Origin of the sequence: Mesorhizobium sp. M0618 (genome assembly GCF_040320765.1) — a bacterium.
GTDB lineage: Bacteria > Pseudomonadota > Alphaproteobacteria > Rhizobiales > Rhizobiaceae > Mesorhizobium.
In genome coordinates this window covers 15,151-40,717 of record NZ_JAMYQH010000009.1, presented here as the reverse complement: position 1 = coordinate 40,717, position 25,567 = coordinate 15,151, and the positions used below count along the sequence as shown (strand labels likewise).

General features: G+C 63.3%; 22 protein-coding genes and 1 pseudogene. 17 read left to right on the top strand and 6 right to left on the bottom strand.

Annotated features, from left to right (window positions below; translation table 11 throughout):
- The first annotated feature begins 11 nt into the window (after window positions 1-11).
- The gene (locus tag NKJ04_RS11995) at window positions 12-695 is read left to right on the top strand and encodes an SGNH/GDSL hydrolase family protein (protein ID WP_023809399.1); all 684 of its coding nucleotides are present in this window, start codon (window positions 12-14) and stop codon (window positions 693-695) included.
- 147 nt (window positions 696-842) lie between these two features.
- On the opposite strand, the gene NKJ04_RS11990 is transcribed toward NKJ04_RS11995, so the two are convergent.
- A complete protein-coding gene (locus NKJ04_RS11990) occupies window positions 843-1,214 on the bottom strand; it encodes a hypothetical protein (RefSeq protein WP_245273087.1) in 372 nt (123 codons plus the stop codon).
- A 108-nt stretch (window positions 1,215-1,322) separates the two neighbouring features.
- On the bottom strand, window positions 1,323-2,426 hold the full coding sequence (locus NKJ04_RS11985) for a histidinol-phosphate transaminase (RefSeq protein WP_023809397.1): 1,104 nt from the start codon (window positions 2,424-2,426) through the stop codon (window positions 1,323-1,325).
- A gap of 130 nt (window positions 2,427-2,556) precedes the next feature.
- On the opposite strand from NKJ04_RS11985, the gene NKJ04_RS11980 reads away from it, so the two are divergent.
- From NKJ04_RS11980 to NKJ04_RS11945, 8 genes and pseudogenes are all read left to right on the top strand, one after another.
- Entirely contained in the window at window positions 2,557-3,330 is a 774-nt protein-coding gene (locus NKJ04_RS11980) for an SDR family NAD(P)-dependent oxidoreductase (RefSeq protein ID WP_352675089.1), read from the top strand.
- 207 nt (window positions 3,331-3,537) lie between these two features.
- Window positions 3,538-4,860: a histidinol dehydrogenase gene (gene hisD / locus NKJ04_RS11975; RefSeq protein WP_352610856.1), complete on the top strand. Its 1,323-nt coding sequence runs from the start codon at window positions 3,538-3,540 to the stop codon at window positions 4,858-4,860.
- Window positions 4,861-4,875: 15 nt separating this feature from the next.
- A pseudogene (locus NKJ04_RS11970) lies at window positions 4,876-5,900 on the top strand (zinc-dependent alcohol dehydrogenase).
- A 32-nt stretch (window positions 5,901-5,932) separates the two neighbouring features.
- Window positions 5,933-6,664, top strand: a complete 732-nt coding sequence (hutC, locus tag NKJ04_RS11965; protein WP_352610854.1) for a histidine utilization transcriptional repressor HutC — start codon at window positions 5,933-5,935, stop codon at window positions 6,662-6,664.
- Between the two features lie 107 nt (window positions 6,665-6,771).
- On the top strand, window positions 6,772-8,070 hold the full coding sequence (locus tag NKJ04_RS11960; protein WP_352675085.1) for a hypothetical protein: 1,299 nt from the start codon (window positions 6,772-6,774) through the stop codon (window positions 8,068-8,070).
- A gap of 200 nt (window positions 8,071-8,270) precedes the next feature.
- The gene (locus tag NKJ04_RS11955) at window positions 8,271-9,278 is read left to right on the top strand and encodes an ABC transporter substrate-binding protein (protein WP_031212560.1); all 1,008 of its coding nucleotides are present in this window, start codon (window positions 8,271-8,273) and stop codon (window positions 9,276-9,278) included.
- 100 nt (window positions 9,279-9,378) lie between these two features.
- The gene (locus tag NKJ04_RS11950) at window positions 9,379-10,146 is read left to right on the top strand and encodes an ABC transporter permease (RefSeq protein ID WP_352675082.1); all 768 of its coding nucleotides are present in this window, start codon (window positions 9,379-9,381) and stop codon (window positions 10,144-10,146) included.
- Window positions 10,147-10,156: 10 nt separating this feature from the next.
- On the top strand, window positions 10,157-10,939 hold the full coding sequence (locus NKJ04_RS11945) for an ABC transporter ATP-binding protein (RefSeq protein ID WP_352675079.1): 783 nt from the start codon (window positions 10,157-10,159) through the stop codon (window positions 10,937-10,939).
- Window positions 10,940-10,975: 36 nt separating this feature from the next.
- On the opposite strand, the gene NKJ04_RS11940 is transcribed toward NKJ04_RS11945, so the two are convergent.
- The 4 genes from NKJ04_RS11940 to NKJ04_RS11925 all read right to left on the bottom strand — a co-directional run bounded on the left by NKJ04_RS11940 (window position 10,976) and on the right by NKJ04_RS11925 (window position 17,500).
- Window positions 10,976-12,868, bottom strand: coding sequence for an ABC transporter ATP-binding protein (locus NKJ04_RS11940; protein WP_352675076.1), 1,893 nt, complete (start codon window positions 12,866-12,868; stop codon window positions 10,976-10,978).
- Window positions 12,868-14,628, bottom strand: coding sequence for an ABC transporter ATP-binding protein (locus NKJ04_RS11935; protein WP_502897909.1), 1,761 nt, complete (start codon window positions 14,626-14,628; stop codon window positions 12,868-12,870). Before NKJ04_RS11935 ends, NKJ04_RS11940 begins: the two co-directional genes overlap by 1 nt.
- A gap of 384 nt (window positions 14,629-15,012) precedes the next feature.
- A complete protein-coding gene (locus tag NKJ04_RS11930) occupies window positions 15,013-15,435 on the bottom strand; it encodes a hypothetical protein (RefSeq protein WP_352675070.1) in 423 nt (140 codons plus the stop codon).
- Window positions 15,436-15,691: 256 nt separating this feature from the next.
- Window positions 15,692-17,500, bottom strand: a complete 1,809-nt coding sequence (locus tag NKJ04_RS11925) for a dipeptide ABC transporter ATP-binding protein (protein WP_352675067.1) — start codon at window positions 17,498-17,500, stop codon at window positions 15,692-15,694.
- 190 nt (window positions 17,501-17,690) lie between these two features.
- Between NKJ04_RS11925 and NKJ04_RS11920 the strand changes: the two genes are divergently transcribed.
- The 8 genes from NKJ04_RS11920 to frp all read left to right on the top strand — a co-directional run bounded on the left by NKJ04_RS11920 (window position 17,691) and on the right by frp (window position 25,557).
- Window positions 17,691-19,049, top strand: coding sequence for an LLM class flavin-dependent oxidoreductase (locus NKJ04_RS11920; RefSeq protein WP_023809383.1), 1,359 nt, complete (start codon window positions 17,691-17,693; stop codon window positions 19,047-19,049).
- Between the two features lie 20 nt (window positions 19,050-19,069).
- Window positions 19,070-19,846 (top strand): DUF427 domain-containing protein, encoded by a 777-nt coding sequence (locus NKJ04_RS11915; protein ID WP_352675064.1) that lies wholly within the window; start codon window positions 19,070-19,072, stop codon window positions 19,844-19,846.
- Window positions 19,847-19,880: 34 nt separating this feature from the next.
- On the top strand, window positions 19,881-21,518 hold the full coding sequence (locus NKJ04_RS11910) for an ABC transporter substrate-binding protein (protein ID WP_352675061.1): 1,638 nt from the start codon (window positions 19,881-19,883) through the stop codon (window positions 21,516-21,518).
- 7 nt (window positions 21,519-21,525) lie between these two features.
- Window positions 21,526-22,485, top strand: a complete 960-nt coding sequence (locus NKJ04_RS11905; RefSeq protein WP_023809380.1) for an ABC transporter permease — start codon at window positions 21,526-21,528, stop codon at window positions 22,483-22,485.
- Window positions 22,482-23,369, top strand: coding sequence for an ABC transporter permease (locus NKJ04_RS11900; RefSeq protein WP_023809379.1), 888 nt, complete (start codon window positions 22,482-22,484; stop codon window positions 23,367-23,369). Before NKJ04_RS11905 ends, NKJ04_RS11900 begins: the two co-directional genes overlap by 4 nt.
- A 70-nt stretch (window positions 23,370-23,439) precedes the next feature.
- Window positions 23,440-24,462 carry an LLM class flavin-dependent oxidoreductase gene (locus tag NKJ04_RS11895; RefSeq protein WP_352675291.1) on the top strand — a complete coding sequence of 341 codons (1,023 nt, stop codon included), beginning with the start codon at window positions 23,440-23,442 and terminating at the stop codon, window positions 24,460-24,462.
- Between the two features lie 41 nt (window positions 24,463-24,503).
- Window positions 24,504-25,151 (top strand): ThuA domain-containing protein, encoded by a 648-nt coding sequence (locus NKJ04_RS11890; protein ID WP_352675057.1) that lies wholly within the window; start codon window positions 24,504-24,506, stop codon window positions 25,149-25,151.
- Window positions 25,152-25,212: 61 nt separating this feature from the next.
- A complete protein-coding gene (gene frp, locus NKJ04_RS11885; RefSeq protein ID WP_023809376.1) occupies window positions 25,213-25,557 on the top strand; it encodes a fluorescence recovery protein in 345 nt (114 codons plus the stop codon).
- Window positions 25,558-25,567 lie beyond the last annotated feature (10 nt).

Genomic DNA, 25,567 nt, shown 5'->3' with positions numbered 1-25,567 from the left:
GAGAAACATGGATGTCACCGCCAAAAAACATCATGTGCTACGGCGACTCGCTGACCTGGGGCTGGGTTCCGGTCAAGGAGGGGTCGCCGACCTACCGCTACCCCTATGACCAGCGCTGGACCGGTGTGATGTCGGCGGCGCTGGGGGCGGGCTACCATATCATCGAAGAAGGCCTGAGCGCGCGCACCACCTGTCTCGACGACCCCAACGATCCGCGCCTGAACGGGGCCAATTATCTGCCCTCGGCCATCGCCAGCCATCTGCCGCTGGACCTGGTCATTGTCATGCTCGGCACCAACGACACCAAGTCTTATTTCCGCCGGACGCCTTATGAGATCGCCAATGGAATGGCGAAACTGGTCGGGCAGATCCTGACCAGTGCCGGCGGCATCGGCACGCCTTATCCGGCGCCGAAGGCGCTGGTCATTGCGCCGCCGCCGCTGACCCCGATGCCCGATCCGTGGTTCGAGGGCATGTTCGGCGGCGGGCACGAAAAATCCAGGGATCTGGCCAGGCAGTACAAGGCGATGGCGGATTTCATGAAGATCGACTTCCTCAATGCCGGCGATTACCTCACCACGGACGGTGTCGACGGAATTCATTTCACCGCCGCAAACAACGCCGATCTGGGACGCGCGGTGGCCGGCAAGGTCAAGTCGATCCTCGAGCCGGGCCAGGTCAGCACCGCCGCTTGAAGCCGCCACGCCCGTCGGCTTGCGGCACACAGGCCCACGGCGCAGGTGTATCGCAGGTTCCTCGGGCGATGCACATCGATGCGGGGCCGAACGATGCGTTTGGCCCCGTATTGATATGGCGCCCTGCGCCGGCAGATGTGCGTCGATCTAGGGGCTTGGCCTCGGAGCTACGTCATCGGCGGACGCTTTGGTTTGGCGGTCGAAAACGACCGCCAGACCGTTCTTCACGGCAAGCGAGGCGACCATGTCGTCGAGTTCGCGGTCGGGAATGACGGGTTTGAGGACCTGCCGGATGGCCCGATAGGCCTGCTCGGTCGACACATAGCCGTATCGTTTTTTGCGCGCTTCCACATATTGCTCGATGAGAATGCCCAATCGGCGGGCGGCGATGTCATCTGGTTGCTGCAAGGGAGCCTCCTCAAGCGTCGATCGTTTGCAGACCCCAGAGATGTAAAAACCCACGCCGCGAAAGTTAAGGCCTGCTGTCGGCCTGAAGCTCAAAAAAATCTGCTGCCTCATTCGACGAATTGCGCCGCAGCGTGACATCGTGCCCGAACTGGTACCTCGCTGCCGCAAGGAGCAGGTCAATTTGGCTGGTCCGTTCCGAATCCCGATCAAAGCGTGTATTCACAACAGCTCCGACAGAACGGCCATGAAGTGGTCGTTCTCCGCAGCCGAGCCGATGCTGACGCGCACATAGGTGTCAAAACCCTGCTGCTTCCACGGCTTGACGATGACGCCTTGCCGCAACAGGCTTTCGACGAACACGGAAGCATCTCGCCGGCAGTTGAAGAACAGGAAGTTGCCCCTGGAGGCGGCGACGTCGAGGCCCTTGCTCGCCAGAAAAGTCTCGACGCGTTTTCTCTCCGCCCTGGCCAGCGCGACGACCCTGGCGAGGTGTTCGTCGTCGGCTAGCGCCGCGAGTGCGGCGGCTTGGGCCATGCCGTTGGCGTTGAAAGGCGTGCGGACGCGGTCGAGTAGCGCGCGCAGCTCCGGGTCACCGACGATGCCGAAGCCGATCCGCAATCCGGCCAGACCGAACGCCTTGGAAAAGGTCCGCAGCACGATCCAGGGCCGGTCCAGCTTTTCGAGATAGGGCAGGGACGACGCATAGTCGTCGCCCTCGGCATATTCGGCATAGGCTTCGTCGATGACGATCAGCGTCTCGTCGCTCGTCGCATCCAGAACCCTCGACAGATCGCCGCCGGAGAGCCAGCTGCCGACCGGGTTCATCGGGTTCGAGAACAGCAGCATGCGCGGCCGCTCGCGCGCCGCCTCGACCAGCGCATCGACATTAATGGTCAGATCGTCGTTGACGACAACGCGCTTGACGGTAGCGCCCATCAACGTCGCGTAGTCCTCATGCAGCGGAAACGACGGATAGAGCGTGACGACCGCGTCGCCCGGCCGCAACACGGCACGGCTGATGACGGAGAGAAGGTCTTCGGAACCGTTGCCGAGGATAATCTGGTCCTCGGTGACGGCATATTTGTCGCCGATCGCCTGGCGCAGCTTGCGCCCGGCAGGGTCCGGATAGAGGCGGAACATCTCGGAGCCGGCATGCATCGTCGTGGCGAGGGTCGGGCTGGGCCCGAGCGGGTTTTCGTTCGAGCACAGTTTGGCGATTCTGGCCGGTGCGTATCGCTCCATGACCTCGTCAATTGTCAGCCCGGAATTGTAGGGCGACAGGCGGTTGACTTCGGTACGGACCATATCCGAGGCTTTCGACAAGGGCGGGCTCCTCTGCGGTGGATTTCGTCATCCGTACCGTAGCCCAAACAGTTTGTATATGCTTGTATATGCAACTTGATCTGATAGTCTCGACGCTGAAGCGGAAACCGACACCGATCAGGAGGATCACATGCGCAACGCTTCTCTCTTCGATCTCTCCGGCAGGAAGGCGCTTGTCACCGGTGCAAGCCGGGGCATCGGGCGCAGCATCGCCGAGGCGCTGAGTGCTGCCGGCGCAGACGTCGCGGTCACGGCGCGCAGCCTGGCCTCGCTGGAGGCCACCACGGCAGCCATCCGCGCCGCCGGCGGAGTGGCGCACGCCATCGCTCTCGACGTCACCGATGTCGGCCGCTGCCGGGCAGCAACCGCAGAGGCTGCCAGCCTGCTTGGCGGTCTCGACATTCTCGTCAACAATGCCGGCGTGGAGGAGGTGCGGCCCTCGCTCGATGTCGACGAGGCGCTGTGGGACAGGATCGTCGACACGAATCTCAAGGGAGCGTTCTTCTGCGCCCAGGCCGCCGCGCGGCAGATGCGCGACGCCGGACGCCCTGGTGCCATCATCAATCTGTGCTCGCTGACATCCGAAGTCGGAACCCCCACCGCGGTGCCGTATGGCTCGTCGAAGTCGGGCCTGCTCGGCATGACCCGCGCCCTTGCGGCGGAGTGGGCGGAGCTTGGCATAAGGGTCAACGCCATCGCGCCGGGCTATTTCAGGACGGCGATGACCGACGTTTTTTACAGCGACGAGGCATGGCAGCACTCCATGCTGGCCAAGATCCCGCAGCGGCGTTTCGGTGATCTCCACGACTTGCACGGCATCGCCGTGTTCCTCGCTTCGGATGCGGCTGCCTACATAACCGGCCAGTCCATTCCGGTCGATGGCGGCTTTCTCGCCTCGATCTGATGAGGCAGGTTTGCCTCCGCAGTTTCGACGGGAAGGATGATGGAAAAATTGCTGGCGACCATCATACATACATGTATATACTTTTGCCTGAGTGAAGCCTCTCGACGGCTTTGATCCTTGCCCCGGTCGGCTTGTCGACCCGCAGAACTATGGCCATCCACGGGCCAACCGTCATTGCGTTCCAAGAGTTCCAGGAGACGAGCAATCATGTCCGACATCAGCTTCCACGATCTGTCATCCATCGATGCGGACCAGCGCGCCAGTCTGCTGAAGCGCGCCGAGGCCGATCTGACGGTCTTCGTTGAGAAGGTCCGGCCGATCATCCAGGCCGTCAAGGACGAAGGCGACGCCGCCTTGATCCGCTTCGCCAGGGAACTCGACAAGGCCAATGTCGCCGAGGGCGAACTGCAGGTGTCGGAAGCCGAGTTCGATGCGGCGTTCGACAAGGTGGAAAGGGACGTCGTCGAGAGCATCCAGTTCGGCATCGACAACATCAGGCGCTTCCATGAGGAGCAGAAGCCGGAGACGATGTGGCTCAAGGAAGTCCGGCCGGGCGCCTATGCCGGGGACAGGTACACGCCCATCGCATCCGTTGCGCTCTACGTGCCGCGCGGCAAGGGCGCTTTCCCGTCGGTGACGATGATGACGTCGGTGCCGGCGGTGATTGCCGGCGTGCCGCAGATTGCCATCGTGACGCCGCCGACATCGGATGGTTCGGTGGACGCGGCAACGCTCGTCGCCGCGCGTCTCGCCGGCGTGGGCACGGTCTACAAATGCGGCGGCGCCCAGGCAGTTGCCGCCGTCGCTTACGGCACCGAGACGGTGAAGCCCGCACTCAAGATCGTCGGTCCCGGCAGCCCGTGGGTGGTGGCGGCCAAGAGCGTGCTGTCATCGGTCATCAACACAGGCCTTCCGGCGGGCCCGTCGGAAGCGATTATCTTTGCCGATGACAGCGTCGACGGCGGGCTTGCCGCGCTCGACCTGTTGATCGAAGCCGAGCACGGGCCAGATTCCTCGGCCTATCTGGTGACGCACAGCCGCAAGATCGCAGAAGCAGCGCTCGCCGCACTTCCCGAGCATTGGTCGCGGATGACCGAGCAGCGTGTCGAGTTTTCGCGCGCGGTGCTGACCGGCAAGCGCGGCGGCATCGTGCTGACCGCATCGCTGGAAGACAGCTACCGCTTCATCAACGACTATGCGCCCGAGCATCTCGAGATCCTATCGACGGAGCCGTTCGCCCATCTCGGACGCATCACCGAGGCGGCCGAAATCCTCATGGGAACGCACACGCCGGTGACCCTTGCCAACTTCGTCCTTGGACCCAATGCAGTGCTGCCGACCAGCCGCTGGGCGCGGACCTACGGCCCGCTTTCGGTGACGGATTTCGTCAAGCGCTCGTCGGTCGGCTATGTCACCTCGACTGCCTATCCGGAACTTGCCCTGCACGCCCGCAGGCTCGCCCGCTACGAGGGCTTCAGCTCGCATGAGAACGCGGTCTCGGAAATCCGCGACCGCTATCTCGCCGGTTGAGCGGAAACGATCGCGATGAAGGCTGCTCGACTCTATGGACCCGGCGATCTGCGCGTCGAGGATGTCGCCGCGCCGGGCGTGCCGGATGCGGGCTGGGTGAAGCTCAGGGTCGACGCCGCCGGCATTTGCGGTTCGGACCTGCACAATTTCCGCACGGGCCAGTGGATAAGCCGGTCGCCTTCGACGGCCGGCCATGAACTCACCGGCACGGTGACCGCCATCGGCGCAGGCGTTGATAGCGTCGCCGTCGGTGACAGGGTGGTTGCCGATTCCCGGTTCTGGTGCGGAGACTGCGCGCAATGTCATGCCGGCAGGCGGCATCTCTGCGCGTCGCTGGGCTCGTGGGAGAAATCTGCGACGGCGGATTTGCCGAACAGGCGGTGCTGCCCGCACGGCTTTTGCATATCATCGATGCCGCGCTCGACGAGCGGGTTGCGGCGATGGCCGAACCGCTGGCGGTGGCGCTGCATGCGGTGCGGCGGCTGCCGAAAACGGCAGGCGCGGTGCTGGTGGTCGGCTGCGGGCCGATCGGTGGTCTTGCCGCGCTGCTGCTGTCGCGGACCTTCGCCGGCACCGTGCTCGTCGCCGACCGCAACCAGAGCCGCTGCGCCCGGGTGGCGCGGGTGGCGGGTGCCACGATCGTCGATCTGAACCGGGATGCCGTTGCCGCTGCGACTGCCAATGCGCCGCTGCTCGCGGCCATTGAGGCGACCGGCAGCATTGCGGCGCTCAATCAGTTGCTCGGCGTTCTCGATCCCGGCGGCACGATCGCCATGGTGGGCATCTTTCACGGCCGCCTCGACATTGATCCCAATACGCTGGTCGAACGCGAAATCGGGTTGCTGGGATGCCACGCCTTTGCCGATGAGCTGCCCGAGGCCGTGCGGATGCTAGGTGAACTCAGCGAACCGCTGTTGGCGCTGATCGACCAGGAGATCGGCCTGGATGACATTCCGGCTGCCTATGAGCGGCTGTTGGCGGGACACAGCGACGGCTTGAAAACAATCATCCGCATGCGGCAACCTGTCGAGCAGTCGTGATTTCCGATGAATCGCCGGAAGGGACTTTTGAAATGATCACTTTGCCCGACACGGCCAGCCCTCTCTACGAGAAGGTGAAGGACTACATCCTGGCCAACATCGGAACGGGCCGGTGGGGCAAGGATCGCAAGCTGCCGTCCGAGAATGAGTTGGTGGCTTCACTCGGCGTGTCGCGGATGACGGTTCACCGGGCGCTCAGAGAGTTGACCTCGGCCGGGTTCCTGATCCGTCTGCAAGGTGTGGGAACTTTCATCGCGCCACCGCGGCCGCAATCGACGCTGATCGAGATCAACAACATCGCAGCCGAGATCGTCGAGCGCGGCAACAGGCATCGATCCGAAGTCCTCGTCCTCGAAACCATCATGCCGACAAAGGAGCTGGCGCTGTCGTTCGAGTTCGCAAAGCGCGTCCCGATCTATCATTCTGTCGTCGTCAATTTCGAGAATGATTTGCCGGTGCAACTCGAAGAGCGCTTCGTCAATCCGAGCCTCATCCCCGACTATGACAAGCAGGATTTTTCGAAGACGGCGACCTATGACTACCTCATGCAGAAAACCCCGGTGACCGAGGTCGAGCATATCATTTCCGCCATCCCGGCCGATGGCGAGACGGCGCGGCATCTGGGCATCGATGTCGGCGCCTGCTGCCTCTTCCTGCACCGCCGGACATGGACAGGCGCGGTGGTGGCCACGATCAGCAAGCTGACTTATGCCGGCAGCCGCTACTCGCTCGGCAGCCGCTATTCCCCTTCAAAAAGCAGCTAACGGAAGCAGGATGAATGCAAGTCGGGAGCGGTTTCGTTGTCAATGTATATACATGTGCTGACGAGAACGCTTTCGCTCTCGAATGAACGGGCCAAGAAGGACAACAGATGACGCAGACACAGAGTCGCACGGCGCGGATCCGGGCACTCGCGCAGCATGATGTTGCCGAAGCACAAAGCGCGCTGGCGGCATTGCTGGGCGACCTGTTCGCGATGACCCCCCGCAATGTGCGCATCAACTTCGACAAGTACAGCCTCAATTCGTTGAACGGCTTCTTCGAGGACGATGGCAAGGCCTACTTCTTCAAGTTCCATCAGGAGGAGCGGGAAGAGGCGATGACGGGCGAGTATTACCGCGCCGAGATTCTGTCGCGCGCAGGCCTGCCGGTCGACCAACCCGTGCATATGTCTGCCCAACCAGGCGAGCAGATCCTTGTCTATCGCCGCCGCACGGATCCAAGATTTTCGGATGTGCTGTTCGCGCTGGATGGGCAGGACGATGCCTGCAAGCGGCAAGAAGCCGTTCTTGCCGAGCGCGACCTGTCGGCCAGGCTGCTCAAGGTCTATCTCGAGACGCTGCATCCCGTCACTGTCGAGGACGTGGCGGCGGAGCCGATCCACAGGCTGTTTCATGAGCGGCTGATCGATGCCGAGACACGCTTGTCACCAGGCGGAAGGCTGGCCGATTTCTATGTCGGCAAGCCGTTCGTCTTTCCCGGTGCCGAGCTGGATTGGGATCGGTTTTCCCGGCTGAAATTCGTCATCAACGACCAGCAGTACACCGACAGCATCGGTGAGCTTTTCGATGCCGCGGCTGTGCGCTTACGGCCCGACCGCCTTGCCGATGCCGGCGGCGTGGTCGCGCATGGCGACGCCCACAACGCCAATGTCTGGTATACGGCGAAGGCGGGGAGGGCGGAGCTGTCCTTCTTCGATCCCGCCTTTGCCGGCTCGCACATCCCGACGCTGCTGGCCGAGGTGAAGGCGACGTTCCACAACATCTTCGCCCACCCGTTCTGGCTCTATGATCCGGCGACCGCGACAGAGGCTTTTCGCGCCCAGGCGCGGCTGGACGGAAATCTGCTCCATGTCGACACGGACTGGGACCTGAGCCTCGTCCGCCGCGACCTGCTGGAGGTCAAAGCGACAGCGCTGTGGCGGCCATTGCTGCTGGAGCTCAAACGGCGCGGCATGCTGCCGGTCGATTGGCGGGCGGTTCTGCGGGCCGGTCTTTTCCTGTCACCGACGCTGGTCATGAACCTGCGCGCCGGTGCGCGCAGCCACATGCCGGTCTCCTCGCTCATTGCCTTTTCAGTCGCGGTCATGGTCGGCAGCGAACCCGTTGCCGGAGCCGATCGGGTGACAGGTTTCCTCGACCGGATCGATCCGGCCAAGGTGGAAAATTGAGTCTTTCCAACTTGTATATGCATGTATGTATTTTAGCCTTGACATCCGCTCCCGCTGACGCTGAAATATCCTCGCACTTCACCATGAAGTGGCAGGTAAGACGCCGAGGCACAGTGCCGCAAGAGCAGAAACCCGCAGTCTCACCAGACCGGCTACCTCAGCTAGAAAAAGCGGTCTGATCATCAAGGGGAACAAAGATGATGCGTAACCTAACAGGACAATTTCGCGCGCTTGTGATGGCCGCCGCCATCGGGCTCGCCGCCGCCCCGGCAGCCTACGCGGCCGATGCGGCCATTCCCACCACGCCCGAGGCAGGAGCGTTCAAGATCGGCATCGAGCCCTGGCTCGGCTATGGCCAGTGGCATGTCGCCGAGGCCAAGGGCCTGTTCAAGACAAACGGGCTGAGCGACGTCCAGATCGTCAACTTCGCCGAGGACAAGGACATCAATGCAGCACTTGCAAGCGGCCAGCTCGACGCCGCCAACATCGCCACCCACACGGCGATGGGCATGGTCGCGGCCGGCCTTCCGGTGAAGATCGTGCTGCTGCTCGACGTCTCCATGACCGCCGACGCCATCATCGCCGGCAAGGACGTCACCTCCATCGCGGATCTCAAGGGCAAGCAGGTGGCCTTCGAGGAAGGCACGACGAGCGACATCCTGCTCAAATACGCGCTCGCCAGGAACGGCATGTCGATCGACGATGTGAAGCCGGTTCCGATGCCAGCGTCCGACGCCGGCAGCGCCTTGATCGCCGGCCAGGTGCCGGTCGCGGTGACTTATGAACCGTATCTCACCGTCGCCATGGCGCAGAACAAGGACCTCAAGCTGCTGTTCACCGCCGGCGAGGATCCCGGCCTGATCAGCGACGTGCTGGTGGTGCGTGACGAGGTGATCAAGTCGCGGCCCGGCCAGGTGCTGGCCATGATCAAGAGCTGGGACGCAGCGCTCAAGGACTACAATGCTGATACGCCCGGTGGGCGCGCCATCATCGCCAAGGCTGTCGGTTCGGACGTCAAGGACCTCAACACCGCCTTTGACGGCGTGCGCTACTACTCACTCGCCGAAAACAAGACGGCGCTGACAGGCGACTTCACCACCAAGACCTTTGCCGATGTCGAGGCCGCCGCCAAGAACGCCAAGCTGCTGCAGGCCGACGTGACGCCGGAGCAGATGATCGACCCGTCCTTCGTCAAGGCGGCCGAATGATCAAGGCCGGATCGCGGTGGTGACACAGATGCCCGGGGAGCGACCGGCGCCAGGACCAATCGCGAAACAGGCGAGGCGCCGCCGATCCTCCGGGATCGGCGTGCCCATCGCCAAGTCGCGCTTTCTGATCATCGCGGTGGCCGTGTTCGTCGGGCTCGGCCTTGCCTGGTGGGCGGCGACCGGACTGGGGTTGGTAAAGCCGATCTTCCTGCCTTCGCCGGGCAGCGTCGCTACGCAGATCGCCAAGCTCGCGGCCGACGGCACGTTGTGGCTGGACCTCAAAGCCTCGATGTACCGCATCTCCATCGGCTTCCTCATCGCCTCGGCACTGTCGATACCGATCGGCGTGCTGATCGGCAGTTTCCGTTCCTGGGAAGCGGCCATCGAGCCGCTGGTTGATTTCATCCGCTACATGCCGGTCGTCGCTTTCGTGCCGCTCTCCATTCTTTGGGCCGGCACCGGAGATTCGCAGAAGTTCCTGATCATCTTCATCGGCACCTTCTTCCAGCAGGTCCTTATGATCATGGACAACGTCAAACGGGTTCCCACCGATTTCATCGGCCTTGGGCGCACACTCGGCCTGCCGGATCGCAAGATCCTGACGCGCATCGTCGTCCCCAGCGCCTTGCCGGGTATCTGGGATACGCTGCGCATCAGCCTGGGCTGGGCATGGACCTGGCTGGTGCTGGCCGAACTCGTCGCGGCGACATCGGGGCTCGGCTATCGCATCACCGTGTCGCAGCGCTATTTCCAGACCAACACGATCATCGGTTATATCCTGCTGCTCGGCCTGCTCGGCCTCATCACCGACCAGGTGATGAAGGCGCTGGAAAAGGTGCTGTTCAAGCAAGAGGGCCGCTCGCAATGAGGTCCAGCCGATGAGCCCCCCCAAATTGCGGATCGCCGGCCTCCACAAGAGCTTCGGCACGGGCGAACGGCGCACGGAAGTGCTGCGCGATATCAACCTCGATCTTGCCGACAACGAGTTTGTCTCCCTGGTCGGCACGTCGGGCTGCGGCAAGAGCACGCTGCTGTCGATCGTGGCCGGACTGCAGGATTTCGACGCGGGCGATCTCAGCATCGATGGCGCGCCGATCCTGCAGCCTGGTCTTGACCGCGGTGTCGTCTTCCAGTCCTACACGCTGCTTCCCTGGCTGACGGCGCGGCAGAACATCGAATTTGCCCTCAAGGCCGCCGGTCACGATCGCCCGACCTGCCGCAGGATCGCGCTGGAGCATCTCGAACTCGTCAAGCTGTCCGACAGCGCCGACCGCTATCCGGCCGAACTCTCGGGCGGCATGAAGCAGCGCGTCGCCATTGCGCGCGCGCTTTCCTACCGGCCCAAGATGCTGTTGATGGACGAGCCCTTCGGCGCGCTCGATGCCTTGACCCGGCACCAGATGCAGGAACTGCTCACCCAGATCTGGGAGGAACACAGGTTGACCGTCCTGTTTGTCACCCATGACGTGGAGGAGGCCGTCTATCTGTCGGACCGGATCGTCGTCATGGGGATCGGCCCGGGACGCATCACGCAGACTTTCAACGTCGATATCGAGCGCCCGCGCCGCGAAGAGGTGATGGAAAGCCCTGCATTCATGGATCTGCAACGCGGCGTGCACAAGGCCATCCGCGAGGGTTCAAAACGCCCCGAAATGGCGTAGGCGCCCGCGCTCACGTGCCGGCTCCCGGGGCACCATTCACGTCGCCTTGCCGACCGCTGCTTCCAGTTCCAACTCGCCCTCCGAAATGTCGTCGAAAGAGGCATAGTTCATGTTGTAGAGGCGGGCGTAGAGGCCTTTTCTTGCCATCAGCTGCTCGTGGTTGCCGCTTTCGACGATCTCGCCGTTCTGCAACACGATGATGCGGTCGGCGCCGCGGATGGTCGCCAGCCGGTGTGCGATGACCAGCCCGGTGCGGCCTTCCAGCAGCGTGATCAGCGCCTTCTGGATCAGCATTTCGGTGTAGGAATCGATGCTGGCCGTGGCTTCGTCGAGCACCAGGATCTTGGCGTCGGCCACCAATGCGCGCGCAAAACTGATCAGCTGGCGCTGGCCGAGCGAGAGATTGCCGCCGCGCTGCTCAAGTTCAGCATCGTAGCCATCTGGCAGGTTCTCGATGAAATCGTGCGCACCGACGGCCTGCGCGGCGCGAACAACCTCCTCACGGCTGGCTGATGTCTTGTGGTAGCGGATGTTTTCCAGCACCGAGCCGGAGAACAGGAACGGCTCCTGCAGCACCATCGCCACCTGATCGCCGAGCGAATCCTGGGTCAGGTCACGCACATCATGGCCGCCGACCAGAACCTCGCCCGACCAGACATCATAGAAGCGGTGCACCAGCGCCATAGAGCTGGACTTGCCCGATCCGGTAGGGCCGACAAGGGCCACGGTCTCGCCCGGATTGACGCGAAAGGAGATGTTCTTCAGCACCGGCTGGTTCGGCCGATAGCCGAAGGTGACGTTCCTGAACTCGACCGAACCGTCCATGTCGCGCGACAGCGCCACGGCACCGTGCCTGTCGCTGACGTCGACCGGCACGTCGAGCACTTCGGAGATGCGCTGGCCCGAAGCCATGGCGCGCTGCATGACGCTGTATTGCATGGTCAGCGAGCGGATCGGGTCGAAGAAGCGCTGGATGTAGAACAGGAATGCCACCATGACGCCGATATCGAGGCTGTGCGACAGCACCATCGAACCGCCGACGACGATGACGGTCGCCATGGCGATGCCGGTCAGCGTGTCGACGATGGGCACCATCACCTGCGCGTACTTCGCCGAGGTCAGATGGGCATTGAGATTGGCCAGCACCTTCTCGTCGTAGAGGTCGAAATTGACGTGCTGGCGCTCCAGGCTCTGCACCGTGCGTACGCCGTGGATGCCTTCCGCCAGCGCACCGTTGGCGATGGAATTGGTTTCGTGCGCGGCCATGAAGGCGACTTTGGCGCGCGGCAGCCAGAACAGGCGCACGATGAACAGCACCGGCATGGTCGACAGCGTCAGCAGGCCGAGCCGGAAATCCAGCCACAAAAGCACGCTGACGATGCCGAACAGCAGCACGATGTCGCCTACCGACATCACTGATGTTTCGAGGAACTCCTGCATCGAATTGACGTCGCCCTGCAGACGCGACATCAGCCGCCCGACCTCGGTCTTGTCCATGAAGCTCAGCGAGACCCGCTGCAGATGGCTGAACATGGCGCGGCGCAGGTCGGAGAGCACCTTCTCGGCCACCTTGCCGACAACGCTTTCCTGCACATAGGAGGCGGCATAGTTGATGAGGATGATCGCTGAGAAAGCGCAGATCGCAGCGATCATCACCGACTGGTCGAGCTTGCCCGCCGTCATGCCGTGATCGATGGCGTAGCGGATGACCAGCGGGATCGCCAATTGCGTCAATGTGAACACCAGTACGGCGGCGACCGAGATGAAGATCCGGCTCCGATACGGTTTCACGAAGCTCCAGATGCGCCTGACGATGCGCGGGTCGTAGGCCTTGCCGAAAACCTCTTCGTCGTCGCGGTGCGAGCCGACGACCGCCTTCGTCGGCCGGCCGCTGGTGTCTTCCTTGTCGTCGTCGCTCTGTGTCGACATCACGCGGCTCCCGCCACGACAGGCCGGTCATCGTCCGGCCGCAGCTGCAAATCGTACAGCGCGCGGTAGCGGCCACCGAGGGCCAGCAATTCCTCGTGCGTGCCGCGCTCGACGATCCGGCCGCCCTCGACGAACAGGACTTGGTCGGCATGCATCAGCGAGCTTAGCCGGTGCGAGATGATCAGCGTCACGCGGTCCCTGGCGAAGCGCTTCATGGCCGCCCGGATGCGCTGCTCGGTGCCGGCGTCTATTGCCGCGGTCGAATCGTCGAAGACCAGCACCGATGGCCGCAGCATCAGGCTGCGGGCGATGGTCAGGCGCTGCCGCTGGCCGCCGGAAAGCGACGCACCGCGTTCGCCGACGACCGTGGTGTAGCCGGCCGGGAGCCCGATGATGTAGTTGTGCAACTGGGCGTACTCGGCTGCCTGCCCGATCCGGGTCTCGCGCGCCCAGGGATTGCCGTAGGCGATGTTGTTCTCGATCGAGGTGGTGAACAGGAACGCGTCCTGCTGCACGACGCCGACGGCCTTGCGCAGCGATTGCAGCGTCACCTCGCGGATGTCCTGGCCGTCGATGGTGATCGCACCTGACGTGACGTCGTAGAAGCGCGGGATCAGATGCGCGATGGTCGACTTGCCGCTGCCCGGTGGGCCGACAATGCCGATGGTCTCGCCGGACCTGGCCTCGAAGGAGATGCCCGACAGCGTCGGCCGGTCGCCCGCGCCCTCATAACGGAAGCCGACATTGTCGAAGCGCAGCACACCGCCCATGATGACGAGATCCCTGGCGCTGGGCGCATCCTCGATGTGGAGTTCGGCGTCGAGCAGTTCGAACAGCCGCGTGCCGCAGGTCGAGGCGCGCGCGAACGAGTTGACCATCAGGCCGAGCTGGCGCACCGGCATCTGCAGGATGGTCATGAAGGTGAGGAACTGGGCCAGCGTGCCGACGCTGATCTGGCCTGCGATCACCTTCTGGCCGCCGAACCACAGGACCAGCCCCATGGCGGCCAGGAACGAGAAGTTCATGGCGCTGGTGTTGGCGACGCGGATGTCGACGCGCTCATTGGCGAGGTCCAGTGCATCGCGCTTAGCGCGATCGAATTTTTCCAGCTCATGCCGCTGCGCTGCGAAAGCGCGCACGACACGGATACCGCCGAGGTTCTCATCCATCACCCGGCTCAGCACCGAGAGGCGCTCCTGCAACGTCAGCCAGGTGCTGCGCAGTTTGAGCTGGGTGACCGAGGACCGCCAGGCGACGAACGGCACGAAGCTCAGACTGAGCAACCCGAGCACGGGATCGGTGCTGATCAGGAGATAGGCGCCGACGCCGATCAGCACGCCGAGCAGCACGACGCGCAAAATGCCGGTGGAAAAGAACATGCGCACGCCGTCGAGATCGAGCAGGCCGAGCGTGATGAGATCGCCAGTGTGGACCCTGTCGTGATAGGCGAAGCTCAGCCGCTGGATCTTCTCATAGAAGGCCAGGCGCAGTTCATAGCCGGTGCGGTGGCCGACGGCCTCGCCATAGTAGTTCTGCGCCATGGTGAAGAGGCCGCGCAGGATCGAGACGGCGAGCAGCGTCAGCGCAGTATTCCACAGCGCCTGTTCCGCAGCAGTACCGGCCCCGGCCGCCATGACGCCCTGCGCCTGGTCGATGGCGCGTCCCAGCAGGCGTGGGATGAAAAGCTGCAGCGTCGCAGCGATGAAGGTCGAGACGATGGTGATGGCGACCTGCCAGGGATGGCGCAGCGTCATGCGCATGATGCGGAGCAAGGTGCTGAGGCCCTTGCCCCAGGAGGCTTCCGCCACATGGGCAAACGATTTGCCGCGCTCCGGCGCGCCGCCGATTGCTTGCGTGTTCAAGGGAAATATCCAAACCAATCCGGAGGTTAGCCCGGACCAATAAAGCAGACTCAATTCAGATGGCGCGATGTTACGCGTGTCCGACTTGACCCTTCAAGGGCCAATTCCGGTATCGCACTGTGCCTGAACGGAAAGCGAGCATGCGACTGCGATCCGGTTCACCAGCGGCGGGATCCTGCGGATCTTGCTGAAGGGCGTTGGCCGGACGAGGCTAGCACCCGGCGATACGCAAACGACGGCCGGACAGCATGCAAGCCGCCTGTCCGGCCGGAACTCCAACTGCTACGCCGGTATCAGGACGGCGATACGATGCACGCCGACCTCTTTGCTTGTATTCGTCGCCTCGTCGGTCTTGCCCTTGGAGCAGGTGTACATGTCACCCGTCTTGAGCTTGAATTCCTTGTCTGCCTTCTTGATGGTGAACGCGCCTGATGTGATGGTGCATACCATGTCGTTATCCATCATCATTTGAGGCGCGTGTGCGCCGGGCTGAAACACCACATCGACGATCGCGATGCTCTTGTAAGCGGCGATGTCGGAGTCGCCGGTGCCGACCTCCACCACCCTTACACCGGGCGCAATCTCCTTGCCTTCCTTCGGGCCGTATTTCTTGACCTTCGCGGAAGCCGCCAGGGTGAACAGAGGCGTAATCGCGGCGGCCGTCACACCGAGAGCAATTGCAGACCTGCGATTTATGGTTTTCATTGCATCCTCCCACATGTTCGTCACGAACGAATGTGCATGACCACAATATATTAGCATGAACGAATGTATTTGTATGCGAGGAAACACCCAGGCCCAGCACGGCGCCTGGAACTCCGGGCTTCCAGTGTCGGCAAATCAGCACGCCATGACAATTTTACACCGCCCCGGCGCAGCCGTCGGAGAGGTTCCATGCATCGACGACCGGCCTGCCGCTAAAACCGAGCTGCCGCGAGCCTTCGGGCTGCTGTTGAGCCGCTCAAAAACCCTGGCTGTGCCGCCAGCAGGCGATCCGGTGGCCGTGCGCGACCTCGTTAGCGGGCGGCTCTGCCTTTCGGCAGTCGGGCAGGACCAGCGGGCAGCGGTCGGCGAAGGAGCATCCCGTGTTCGGGATGCCGGTGGCCTCTGTCTCGACCGAAGCGGAAAGCTTTGGCGCGGCCTCGTCGGAGGACGCGGCCAGAAGCAGCGCCGTATAGGGGTGGTTGGGGCCGCGAAAAATCTGGTCGGATGAGCCGGTTTCGACGAGACGGCCGCGGTAGAGCACACCGATCCTGTCGGCCATGTAGCGCACCACCCTGAGGTCGTGGCTGATGAACAGATAGGTGGTGTCCTTGTCGCGCTGCAGGTCGTTGAGCAGGTTGAGCACTGTCGCCTGGACCGAGACGTCGAGTGCGGAGGTGGGTTCGTCGAGCACGACGACCTTCGGCACGCCGGCGAAGGCGCGCGCGATCGCCGCCCGCTGCCGTTGGCCGCCGGACAGCGAGCGCGATTTCTGCTCGGCCGTGGCGCCGGCGAGGCGGACCGAGGCCAGCAGGTCGCCGACGCGCGCTCTCACCTCACTGCCGCGCAGCCCGGCGAGCCGCCGCAACGGGCGGCCAAGGATCCTGCCGATCCGCTGGCGCGGGTTGAGCGTGCGATCCGGCGACTGGAAGACCATCTGCACGTCGCGGCGTTCGGCAAGGTTTCTCTTCTCGACGCGCGGCGCGACCGTCCTGCCGAACAGTTCGACCGATCCGGCGCTGGGCGTCTGCAGGCCGGTGACGATCCTTGCCAGTGTCGACTTGCCGGAACCGGACTCGCCGATCAGCCCGAAGGTTTCGCCCTGGCCGATGTCGAGATCGATGCCGTGCAGCACTGGCTGGCTGCCGAAGGCATGACTGATGCCTTTGCAGGCGATCGCGATCCGGCGTTCTTTTGGCAAGCCGGCGTCTTCGCCTTGGGCTGTGGGGTGCGCTGGCATGCCGTCCGTCTCCGCCAGTCTTCCGTCCCGCTTGGTGTAGTTGAGCGCCGGGATCGAGGCGATGAGCGCCTTTGTGTAGGCATGAGAGGGGTTGTCGAATACATCGCCGACGGCGCCGCTCTCGACCACCGTGCCCTCCTGCATTACCGCCACACGGTCGCAGGAGCGGCGGATCATATGGATGTCGTGGCTGATCAGCAGGATGCTGGTTTTGTGATCCTTGCGAAGGTCATGCAGGATGGCGATGATCTCGGACTGGACGCTGGCATCGAGCGCCGTCGTTGGCTCGTCCAGCACCAGCAGCGACGGATCGAGCGCAATCGCAATGGCGATGTTGGCGCGCTGCTGCATGCCACCGGACAATTCGTGCGGATAGAGATCCAGCACACGCTCCGGATGGCTGACGCGGACCCGTCCGAGCAGTTCCGCGGCACGCTCGCGCGCCTCGTCGGGGCGAACCGGGCGGTGCCGCATGATCGTTTCGGTGATCTGCCGGCCGATCGTCATGCTCGGATTGAGGGCCGCGCCCGGATGCTGGTAGACGGCGGCGATGTGATTTCCCCGGAGCTGGCGCAGCTGCTCGGCGGAGAGGTCGCGGATTTCCCGGCCCTGGAATTCGAGCGCTGACACCGCCATGCGGGCATTCTTCGGCAGATAGCGCAGGATGGCGAGCGCCACCGAGCTTTTCCCAGATCCCGACTCGCCGACCAGGCCGAGCGCTTCGCCTTCGCCTATATGCAGCGACACGCCGCTGACGGCGGGATGCGATCCCTTGTGCCCGTCATAGGCGATGGACAGCTGGTCGACGTTCAGAACCGAGGAGGACATGGGGACTTGAAACCACTTTCTTCGCGGGCTGCGATCGAGGGCAATCGCTTCCGCTTTCGCAACGCATTATCTCTATAAAATTACTCGGATTAAGCCGGAGCGCAATCTACCTTTCTCGGATCAGCAGAGATTGTCGCCGCCTGCCGAAGCAGCGCGACGGTCTCCGGAGCAGATCTGGAAGGAGGCCGGCATGGCTCGAGACCACATGATCCTCAGCGCATTCTTCTTCAACCCGCAGGGCGATCATCGAATGTCGTGGCGCCATCCGCGGGCACCGGGCCGGGAAGTGCTGGACTTCGAGTTCTACCGCGATCTCGTGCAGGCGGCCGAGCGCGCCAGGATCGACACCATCTTCGTCGCCGACCACGTGTCGATCTGGGATTCGGTCAAGAGCGGCGTTGCCCACTATGCCAATGCCCGCCTCGAACCGCTGACGCTGTTGTCGGCGCTAGCCGGCGTGACCAAGCATATCGGCCTGATCACCACGGCGTCGAGCTCCTACAGCGAGCCCTACAATGTGGCGCGCATGTTCGCGTCGCTCGACCATATCAGCAAGGGCAGGGCGTCTTGGAACGTCGTCACCTCGGCTATGGACGAGGAGGCGCGCAATTTCGGCCGCGACGGCAATATCGAACATGCATTCCGCTATGAGCGCGCGGCCGAATTCCTCGATATCGTCAAAGCGCTGTGGGACAGTTGGGAAGACGAGGCGCTGCTGATCGACAAGGCGTCGGGCTATTTCGCCGATCCCGACAAGGTCCACCCCATCGACCATAAGGGCAAGCATTTCAAGGTGCGCGGGCCGCTCAACGTCTCGCGGCCGCCGCAAGGTCATCCGCTGATCGTCCAGGCCGGATCCTCCGAAGACGGCAAGAACTTCGCCACCGCCCAGGCCGATGCGCACTTCGCCATCTACAGCACCAAGGAGGATGGCATCAAATACCGTCAGGATATCAACGAGCGGCTGGCCCGCCACGGCAGGCGGCCGGAGAGCTTCAAGATCCTGCCCGGCATCCTGCCTGTTGTCGCCGCCTCCGAGGCGGAAGGCCGGGAAAAGCAGGAATATCTGCAGACCTTGCTTCCCGATCAGGTCGGCATCGACCTTCTGTCGAGCTGGAGCGGGTTGGACCTGTCGCTGTTCCCGCCGGACGGGCCATTGCCGCCTCTGCCGGACGAGAGCACGTTCAATGGCGGACGCACGTCGCTCAACCGGGTCAAGCAGTGGGCGAAGCAGAATCTCAGCCTGCGCGAGATCGCCCGCAAGCTTGCCAACAGCGGTTCGGTGCCGACCGTCGCCGGCACGCCGGTACAGATCGCCGACCAATTGCAGGACTGGTTCGTTTCGGGTGCCGCCGATGGCTTCAACCTGATGTTCCCGCTGCTGCCCGAGGACTGGGTGAATTTCGCCGAACAGGTGGTTCCGGAGCTGCAGCGGCGCGGCGTATTCCCCCTCGAATACGCGCCGGGAACGTTGCGCGACCGCTTCGGCCTGGCGCGACCAGCCAATCGCTTCGCCGAACAGCGCGACAATGCGCGCGCGGTGTCCTGACGTCAGGCGGGAGAACGATCATGACCGTTGCACCAAGATTGCAGCCCCGCGAAGCCACCGCGCCGCAGCTCGTCAATGTCCTGCACAGCCCCAAGCGCGTGCGCGTCAAATTCGGCGGCCGCACCATCGCCGACAGCCGCAACGTGCTGGTGTTGCGCTCCAACCATTTCCTGCCGATCTATTTCTTCCCGCCGTCAGCGGTCGACCCGTCGGTGCTGAGACCCTCATTGCATCGCGAACCGCACCCGGTCGGTGGCGAAACCGCCTATTGGGATATCGACAGCGGTGACAGGCGCAGCGCCAACGCGGCCTGGGCGTTCGTGTCGCCACCGGATGAAAACCTGGCGCCTCTGGCCGGCCGCATCGCCTTCACCTGGAAAGCCGTCGACCAATGGTTCGAGGAGGAAGAGGAAGTCTTCGTCCACGCCCGCGATCCCTATGCACGCATCGATGTGCTGCAGAGCTCCAGCCATGTGCAAATCTGGTTCGACGGCGAGCCAATCGCCGACAGCCACCGTCCGGTTCTGCTGTTCGAGACGCATCTGCCGACGCGTTTCTATCTGCCGGCGGAAGACATCCGGCTGGAGCGGCTGACGGCGTCCGTCACAACGACGCGATGTCCTTACAAGGGCATCGCCTCCTACTGGTCCGGCCTGCTGAGCGACGGAACGGTGCGCCCGGACATCGCCTGGAGCTACCGGGATCCGATAGAGGAAATGCCGAAGATCAAAGGGCTCATCGCCTTCTATCCGCAGGCCGTAGACCGCATCCATCTCGACGGCGAACCCGTCGCATAGCATTTCAATCTTCATTTCAGAGCAGGGGTTTAACATGACCAAACGCAGAGATATCGACGCAGTTCGCAACCTGTCGGGGGACATCTGGAATGTCGCCGTCGACGAATATCAGGGCGGCTTTCTCAAGCGCCGCGATCTCCTGAAGTACGCCGCACTGCTCGGCCTGACCGGCTTTGCCGCCTCGCAGGGGCTTGGAGGCGCGCGCGCCGCGACTGCTGCCGGCGGCACGGTTCGCGTCGGGCTCGGCCAGCCGACCAAGGCGATCGATCCGGTTTCGGTGACCGATCCGGCCAGCATCGGGGTGATCAGCCAGGTCGGCGAGTATCTGATCCTCGACGATCCGAAGGATGGTCTGCAGCCGAAGCTCGCTCTGTCCTGGGAGGCAAACGAGACGGCCAGTCGCTGGACCTTCAAATTGCGGCCAGGGGTGAAATTCCACGATGGTCGCGCGGTCACCGCTAGGGATGTTGTGGCGAGCTTCGAGCGGCTGGTCGATCCGGCCAGCGGCTCGTCGGCCCTGTCGGCCTACAAGGGCATCCTGTCCAAGGGCGGCGCCAAGCTGGTCGACGACGAAACCGTCGCCTTCGATCTCGACGGCCCAAACAGCAACTTCCCCTTCTATGTCTCCTCAGACGTCTACAATGCCGTGATCCTGCCGGCCGACTATGCCGGCGATTTCGAGAAGACTTTCAACGGCACGGGTCCGTTCAAGCTGGAATCCTTCCGTCCCAAGCAAGGCGCCAGCTTCGTGCGCAATGAGGACTACTGGGGCGACAAGGCGCTGCCCGACCGGGTCGAGATCAAGTTTTTCGACGACGAGCAGGCGCAGGTGCTGGCGCTGCAGGCCGGCCAGCTCGACGTCATCCCGAGCACGACGCGCCTGGAACTCGCGATCGAAGGCAATCCCAACTTCAAGCTGCTCAGCGTGCAGGCAAGCTCGCATGACCAGGTGCATCTCAGAACCGACCAGGCTCCGTTCACCGACAAGCGGGTCCGCCGCGCGCTGGCGCTCACGCTCGATCGCGAGGCGATCGTCAAGGGCCTGCTGAAGGGCCGCGCCATCGTCGGCAACGACACCCCGTTCGCGCCGATCTTCCCATCGGCCGATCCATCGGTGCCGCAGCGCAAGCAAGACATTGCCGAGGCCAAGCGCCTGCTTGGCGAGGCGGGCGTGCCCAACGGCTTCGAGGTGACGCTGACCACCGAACGCGCCTATGACATTCCCGACTATGCGGTGATCATCCAGAACTTCGCCAGGAAGGCCGGCATCGACATCAAGCTCAATGTCCTGCCGCAGGACGCCTATTACGGCTCGGCGACCTTCGGCAGCTCACCATGGCTGGATTCGGTGCTCGGCATCACCGACTACGGCCATCGCGGCACTCCCGACATCTTCCTCAACGCCACGCTGAAGAGTTCGGGAGCCTGGAACGCGGCGCATTTCAACAACCCGGCCTATGATGCGCTGCTGCTCGATTACTCGAAGGCGCGTGATCTGCAGGCACAGCGCCTCGTTGCCGGCAAGATCCAGACCTTGCTGCTCGACGAAACGCCGGCGATCATCAGCTACTTCTCGCAATACAGCCGAATCGTCAGCTCCAAGGTCGAGGGCGTGCGCTTCACGGCGATCTCGCATCTGCTGCTCGACCGCGTTTCCTTCGTCCAGGCATGATCGAGACATGCTGACGGGCCGCACTTTGTCAACGCGTGTGGGCACACTTGTCCTCACGCTGTGGCTGGTCAGCATCCTGGTGTTCTTCGCCGGGCAGGTCCTGCCCGGCGATGTCGGCCGCGTGATGCTCGGTCCGTTTGCCGACGCGCAGGCGGTGGCGGAACTGAACAAGCGGCTCGGCGCCGACCAGCCGATTCTCGTCCAGTACTGGCTATGGTTCAGCAAGGCCGTGACCGGTGACTTCGGCACCTCGTTGTCTATGCGCGGGCCGGTGGCGCCGTTCGTGCTCGAAAGCCTCAAGCGCTCTGCTGCCCTTGCCGGCATTATTCTGATTTTTCTCGTGCCGCTTGGTGTAGGGGCCGGCGTCATCGCGGGTCTCAATGCCGGCCGCCTGATCGACCGGCTGATCGTGATGGCGGGCGTTTCCTTCGGCATCGTGCCTGATTTCGTTTCCGGGCTGATGCTCCTTATCCTCTTCGGCCTGTGGCTGAACTGGTTCCCGATCTCCGGCGTTGCGCCCGATGGCGCGGGCTTCTGGACGCATGGCTATTATCTGATCCTGCCGGCGCTGCCGCTGGTGCTGAACCTTGCCGGCTACATCGCCCGGATGACGCGGGCAGGGGTGATCGAGGCAATGGCCGCCGACTATACGCGCACCGCCGTCCTGAAAGGGCTGGAGCGGCGCGAGATCATCTTTCGGCACGTGCTGCGCAACGCGCTGACGCCGACCATCGCGGTGCTGGCGACGCAGACCGGCTACATGCTTGGCGGGCTGGTGGTGATCGAGGCGCTGTTCGGCATCCAGGGGCTTGGCAATCTGGTTCTGAATGCGGCCAAGGCACGCGATTTCCCGATGCTCGAGGCCGGCGTGCTGGTGATGGCGGCAATCTTCGTGCTGTCGGCGGCGGCCGGCGACCTCGTGCTGGCGCTGCTCGATCCGCGGCAACGCCGCCGGACCTCGCCATGACGGATCTGGCGGAGTTTCCCGCACCACGGCGCGCGGTGGCCGGCTTTCCGGCAGTGCGCAGGATCCGCAGTGTTTTCTCCGGACTGGCCCCGTCGGTCGTGGTCGGATCGCTGCTGCTTCTGTTCTGGGTCGTTTGCGCACTGTTCGGCAACCTCTTCGTTCCCTACGATCCCTATGCCGAGGATTTTCTGGCGATGCTGACGCCGCCCGATGCGCTGCACTGGTTCGGCACCGATCATCTCGGCCGCGACGTGCTGTCCCGCATAGTCGTCGGATCGCGCGATATCCTGCTGGTTGCGCCGCTGGCGACGCTGGCCGGCGTTGCCGCCGGCAGCATCATCGGTCTGGTGCTCGGCTATTTCGACGGCCTGGTCGATGCCATCGGCGCGCGGCTGCTCGATACGCTGATGGCGTTTCCGTTCATTGTTCTCGTCACCATGACGCTGGTGGCGATCGGCCCGTCGAACCTGACCGTCATCCTGGTGATCGGCATCGCCTACGCGCCGCTGGTGGCTCGCACCGTCCGCGCCGCCGTGCGCGAGCAGAAGGAGCGCGACTATGTCAGCGCTGCGCGGCTTGGCGGCGAGGGCCCGCTCGCCATCATGTTCCTGGAGATCTTGCCCAACATCAGGGAAACGATCCTCATCGAACTCGTCACAAGGCTGGGCTACGCGTTCTTTTCGATCGCGACGCTGAGCTTTCTCGGCCTCGGCATCCAGCCGCCATCGGCCGACTGGGGACTGGCCGTCGCCGACGGCTACGGCTTCCTGACCGGGGGCAAATGGTGGGTCGTCGTCTTCAATTCCGCGGCAATCGTCTCGCTGGTCATGGCGACCAACCTGATCGCGCAAGGCATCGGCGCGTTTGAAAATAGCGATGCATGAGCCTCGATCGGGCGTGTCGAAAAATCTCTTTGGCATTGAAGCCTGACGCGCATCCTTATATCGCATGGCTATGAAGAAAATCGGTTTCCTGTCGTTCGGGCACTGGACGCCCTCGTCGCAATCGCAAGTGCGCTCGGCATCGGACGCGCTTTTGCAATCCATCGACCTCGCCATCGCCGCCGAACAGCTTGGCGCGGATGGGGCGTATTTCCGCGTGCATCATTTCGCCCGCCAACTCGCTTCGCCGTTCCCGCTGCTGGCCGCCGTTGGCGCCAAGACCAGCCGCATCGAGATTGGCACTGCAGTAATCGACATGCGCTACGAGAATCCGCTCTACATGGCCGAGGACGCCGGTGCCGCCGACATCATCGCCGGCGGCCGCCTGCAGCTTGGCATCAGCCGTGGCTCGCCCGAGCAGGTGATCGATGGCTGGCGCCATTTCGGCTACGCGCCGCCGGAAGGCAAAAGCGACGCCGACATGGCGCGGCATCATGCCGAGGTCTTTCTCGAGACGCTGCGCGGTGAGGGGTTCGCACAGCCCAATCCGCGGCCGATGTTCCCCAATCCGCCCGGCCTCTTGCGCCTCGAGCCGTATTCGGAAGGCCTGCGCGAGCGGATCTGGTGGGGCGCGGCCACCAACGCCACGTCGGAGTGGGCGGCCAAGCTGGGCATGAACCTGCAAAGCTCGACGCTCAAATTCGACGAGAGCGGCAAGCCGTTCCACGTCCAGCAGGCCGAGCAGATCCGCATCTACCGCGAGGCCTGGAAGGCGGCCGGCCACAGCCGCGAGCCGCGCGTCTCGGTCAGCCGCAGCATCTTCGCGCTGGTCGACGATCGCGACCGCGCCTATTTCGGACGCGGCAACGAAAGCCGCGACCAGATCGGCTTCATCGAGGAGAACACCAAGGCGATCTTCGGGCGCAGCTACGCCGCCGAGCCGGATGTGCTGATCAAGGAATTGGCGCAGGACGAGGCGATCGCCGAGGCCGACACGCTGCTGCTCACCGTTCCGAACCAGCTCGGCGTCGACTATAATGCGCATGTCATCGAGGCGATCCTGACCCATGTCGCGCCGGCGCTGGGCTGGCGCTGACGCCGGATCGATCGACGCGGAGTGCTCCAGGGAGGTACACCATGCCAAAGAAGGCCTTGATCGCCTGGGGCGGCTGGGAGGGCCATACGCCGGAACAGAGCGCGGATATCGTTCGCAATCTGCTTGAACGCAACGGCTTCGACGTCACGCTTGGCCAGGGCACGGCGATGTTCGCCGATCCGCAGCTTGCTTCCTTCGATCTCATTGTGCCGATCATCACGATGTCGACGATCGAAAAAGCCGAGCTGCAGAACCTGACGCATGCGGTTCGCGGGGGGAGCGGACTCGGCGGTTTCCACGGGACGATGGGCGACAGTTTCCGCAACGAGCCCGACTATCAGTTCATGACCGGCGGTCAATGGGTCGCGCATCCCGGCAACATCATCGACTATCACGTCGCCATCACCCGGCCGGACGATCCGATCACAAAAGGTATCAGCGATTTCGCCTACCGGTCGGAGCAATATTACATGCATGTCGACCCAAGCAACGAGGTGCTGGCGACCACCACCTTCACCGACGCGCATTTTCCGGGGATAGGCGGCGTCGTCATGCCGGTCGTCTGGAAACGGCGCTATGGGGCGGGGAAGGTTTTCTACAGTTCCCTTGGTCACACGGCGGATGAGTTCGCGGTGCCGGAAATGGCGCTGATGGTGGAGCGGGGTTTGCTTTGGGCGGCGCGGGGGTAGCAGCAGGCACGTTTTCGTGAAAACCTGGGTTGAATTCACAGGGCATCCATGGAGATATCAAATGAGTGATTTCGAGTGGTCCGGATCCGAAAAGAAGCTCGCGCGCCATGCCTTCGATACCGCTCTTGAGGCGGCGCTCGCAAAGACGATGGCCGACTTCAAAAGCAAGGCGAGTGCGGTGACGCAGCCCTCCGAGATGTGGGAGCTCGAAGGCTATTTGCGTGAACAGCGACGGGAAATCGATCGCACGTTCGACTATCGCTATTCGCAGCTTCTCTTCGTGTTCGCGCAGCTTATTCGAGCAGGATATCTCGATGAAAAGCTGCTTGGCGGTCTGTCGCAAGACAAGCGGGATGTCATTCAGCGGGACCTGGCCTATGTCGAGAGTCGCTTTGCAAGTGGATGACGAGGGGAAC

Coding starts and splice junctions, on each gene's coding strand:
- NKJ04_RS11995 (WP_023809399.1), top strand. CDS start 12: ATGTCACCGCCAAAAAACATCATGTGCTACGGCGACTCGCTGACCTGG.
- NKJ04_RS11990 (WP_245273087.1), bottom strand. CDS start 1,214: ATGAGGCAGCAGATTTTTTTGAGCTTCAGGCCGACAGCAGGCCTTAAC.
- NKJ04_RS11980 (WP_352675089.1), top strand. CDS start 2,557: ATGCGCAACGCTTCTCTCTTCGATCTCTCCGGCAGGAAGGCGCTTGTC.
- hisD (WP_352610856.1), top strand. CDS start 3,538: ATGTCCGACATCAGCTTCCACGATCTGTCATCCATCGATGCGGACCAG.
- hutC (WP_352610854.1), top strand. CDS start 5,933: ATGATCACTTTGCCCGACACGGCCAGCCCTCTCTACGAGAAGGTGAAG.
- NKJ04_RS11960 (WP_352675085.1), top strand. CDS start 6,772: ATGACGCAGACACAGAGTCGCACGGCGCGGATCCGGGCACTCGCGCAG.
- NKJ04_RS11955 (WP_031212560.1), top strand. CDS start 8,271: ATGCGTAACCTAACAGGACAATTTCGCGCGCTTGTGATGGCCGCCGCC.
- NKJ04_RS11945 (WP_352675079.1), top strand. CDS start 10,157: ATGAGCCCCCCCAAATTGCGGATCGCCGGCCTCCACAAGAGCTTCGGC.
- NKJ04_RS11940 (WP_352675076.1), bottom strand. CDS start 12,868: ATGTCGACACAGAGCGACGACGACAAGGAAGACACCAGCGGCCGGCCG.
- NKJ04_RS11935 (WP_502897909.1), bottom strand. CDS start 14,628: ATGCGCATGACGCTGCGCCATCCCTGGCAGGTCGCCATCACCATCGTC.
- NKJ04_RS11930 (WP_352675070.1), bottom strand. CDS start 15,435: ATGAAAACCATAAATCGCAGGTCTGCAATTGCTCTCGGTGTGACGGCC.
- NKJ04_RS11925 (WP_352675067.1), bottom strand. CDS start 17,500: ATGTCCTCCTCGGTTCTGAACGTCGACCAGCTGTCCATCGCCTATGAC.
- NKJ04_RS11920 (WP_023809383.1), top strand. CDS start 17,691: ATGGCTCGAGACCACATGATCCTCAGCGCATTCTTCTTCAACCCGCAG.
- NKJ04_RS11915 (WP_352675064.1), top strand. CDS start 19,070: ATGACCGTTGCACCAAGATTGCAGCCCCGCGAAGCCACCGCGCCGCAG.
- NKJ04_RS11910 (WP_352675061.1), top strand. CDS start 19,881: ATGACCAAACGCAGAGATATCGACGCAGTTCGCAACCTGTCGGGGGAC.
- NKJ04_RS11905 (WP_023809380.1), top strand. CDS start 21,526: ATGCTGACGGGCCGCACTTTGTCAACGCGTGTGGGCACACTTGTCCTC.
- NKJ04_RS11900 (WP_023809379.1), top strand. CDS start 22,482: ATGACGGATCTGGCGGAGTTTCCCGCACCACGGCGCGCGGTGGCCGGC.
- NKJ04_RS11895 (WP_352675291.1), top strand. CDS start 23,440: ATGAAGAAAATCGGTTTCCTGTCGTTCGGGCACTGGACGCCCTCGTCG.
- NKJ04_RS11890 (WP_352675057.1), top strand. CDS start 24,504: ATGCCAAAGAAGGCCTTGATCGCCTGGGGCGGCTGGGAGGGCCATACG.
- frp (WP_023809376.1), top strand. CDS start 25,213: ATGAGTGATTTCGAGTGGTCCGGATCCGAAAAGAAGCTCGCGCGCCAT.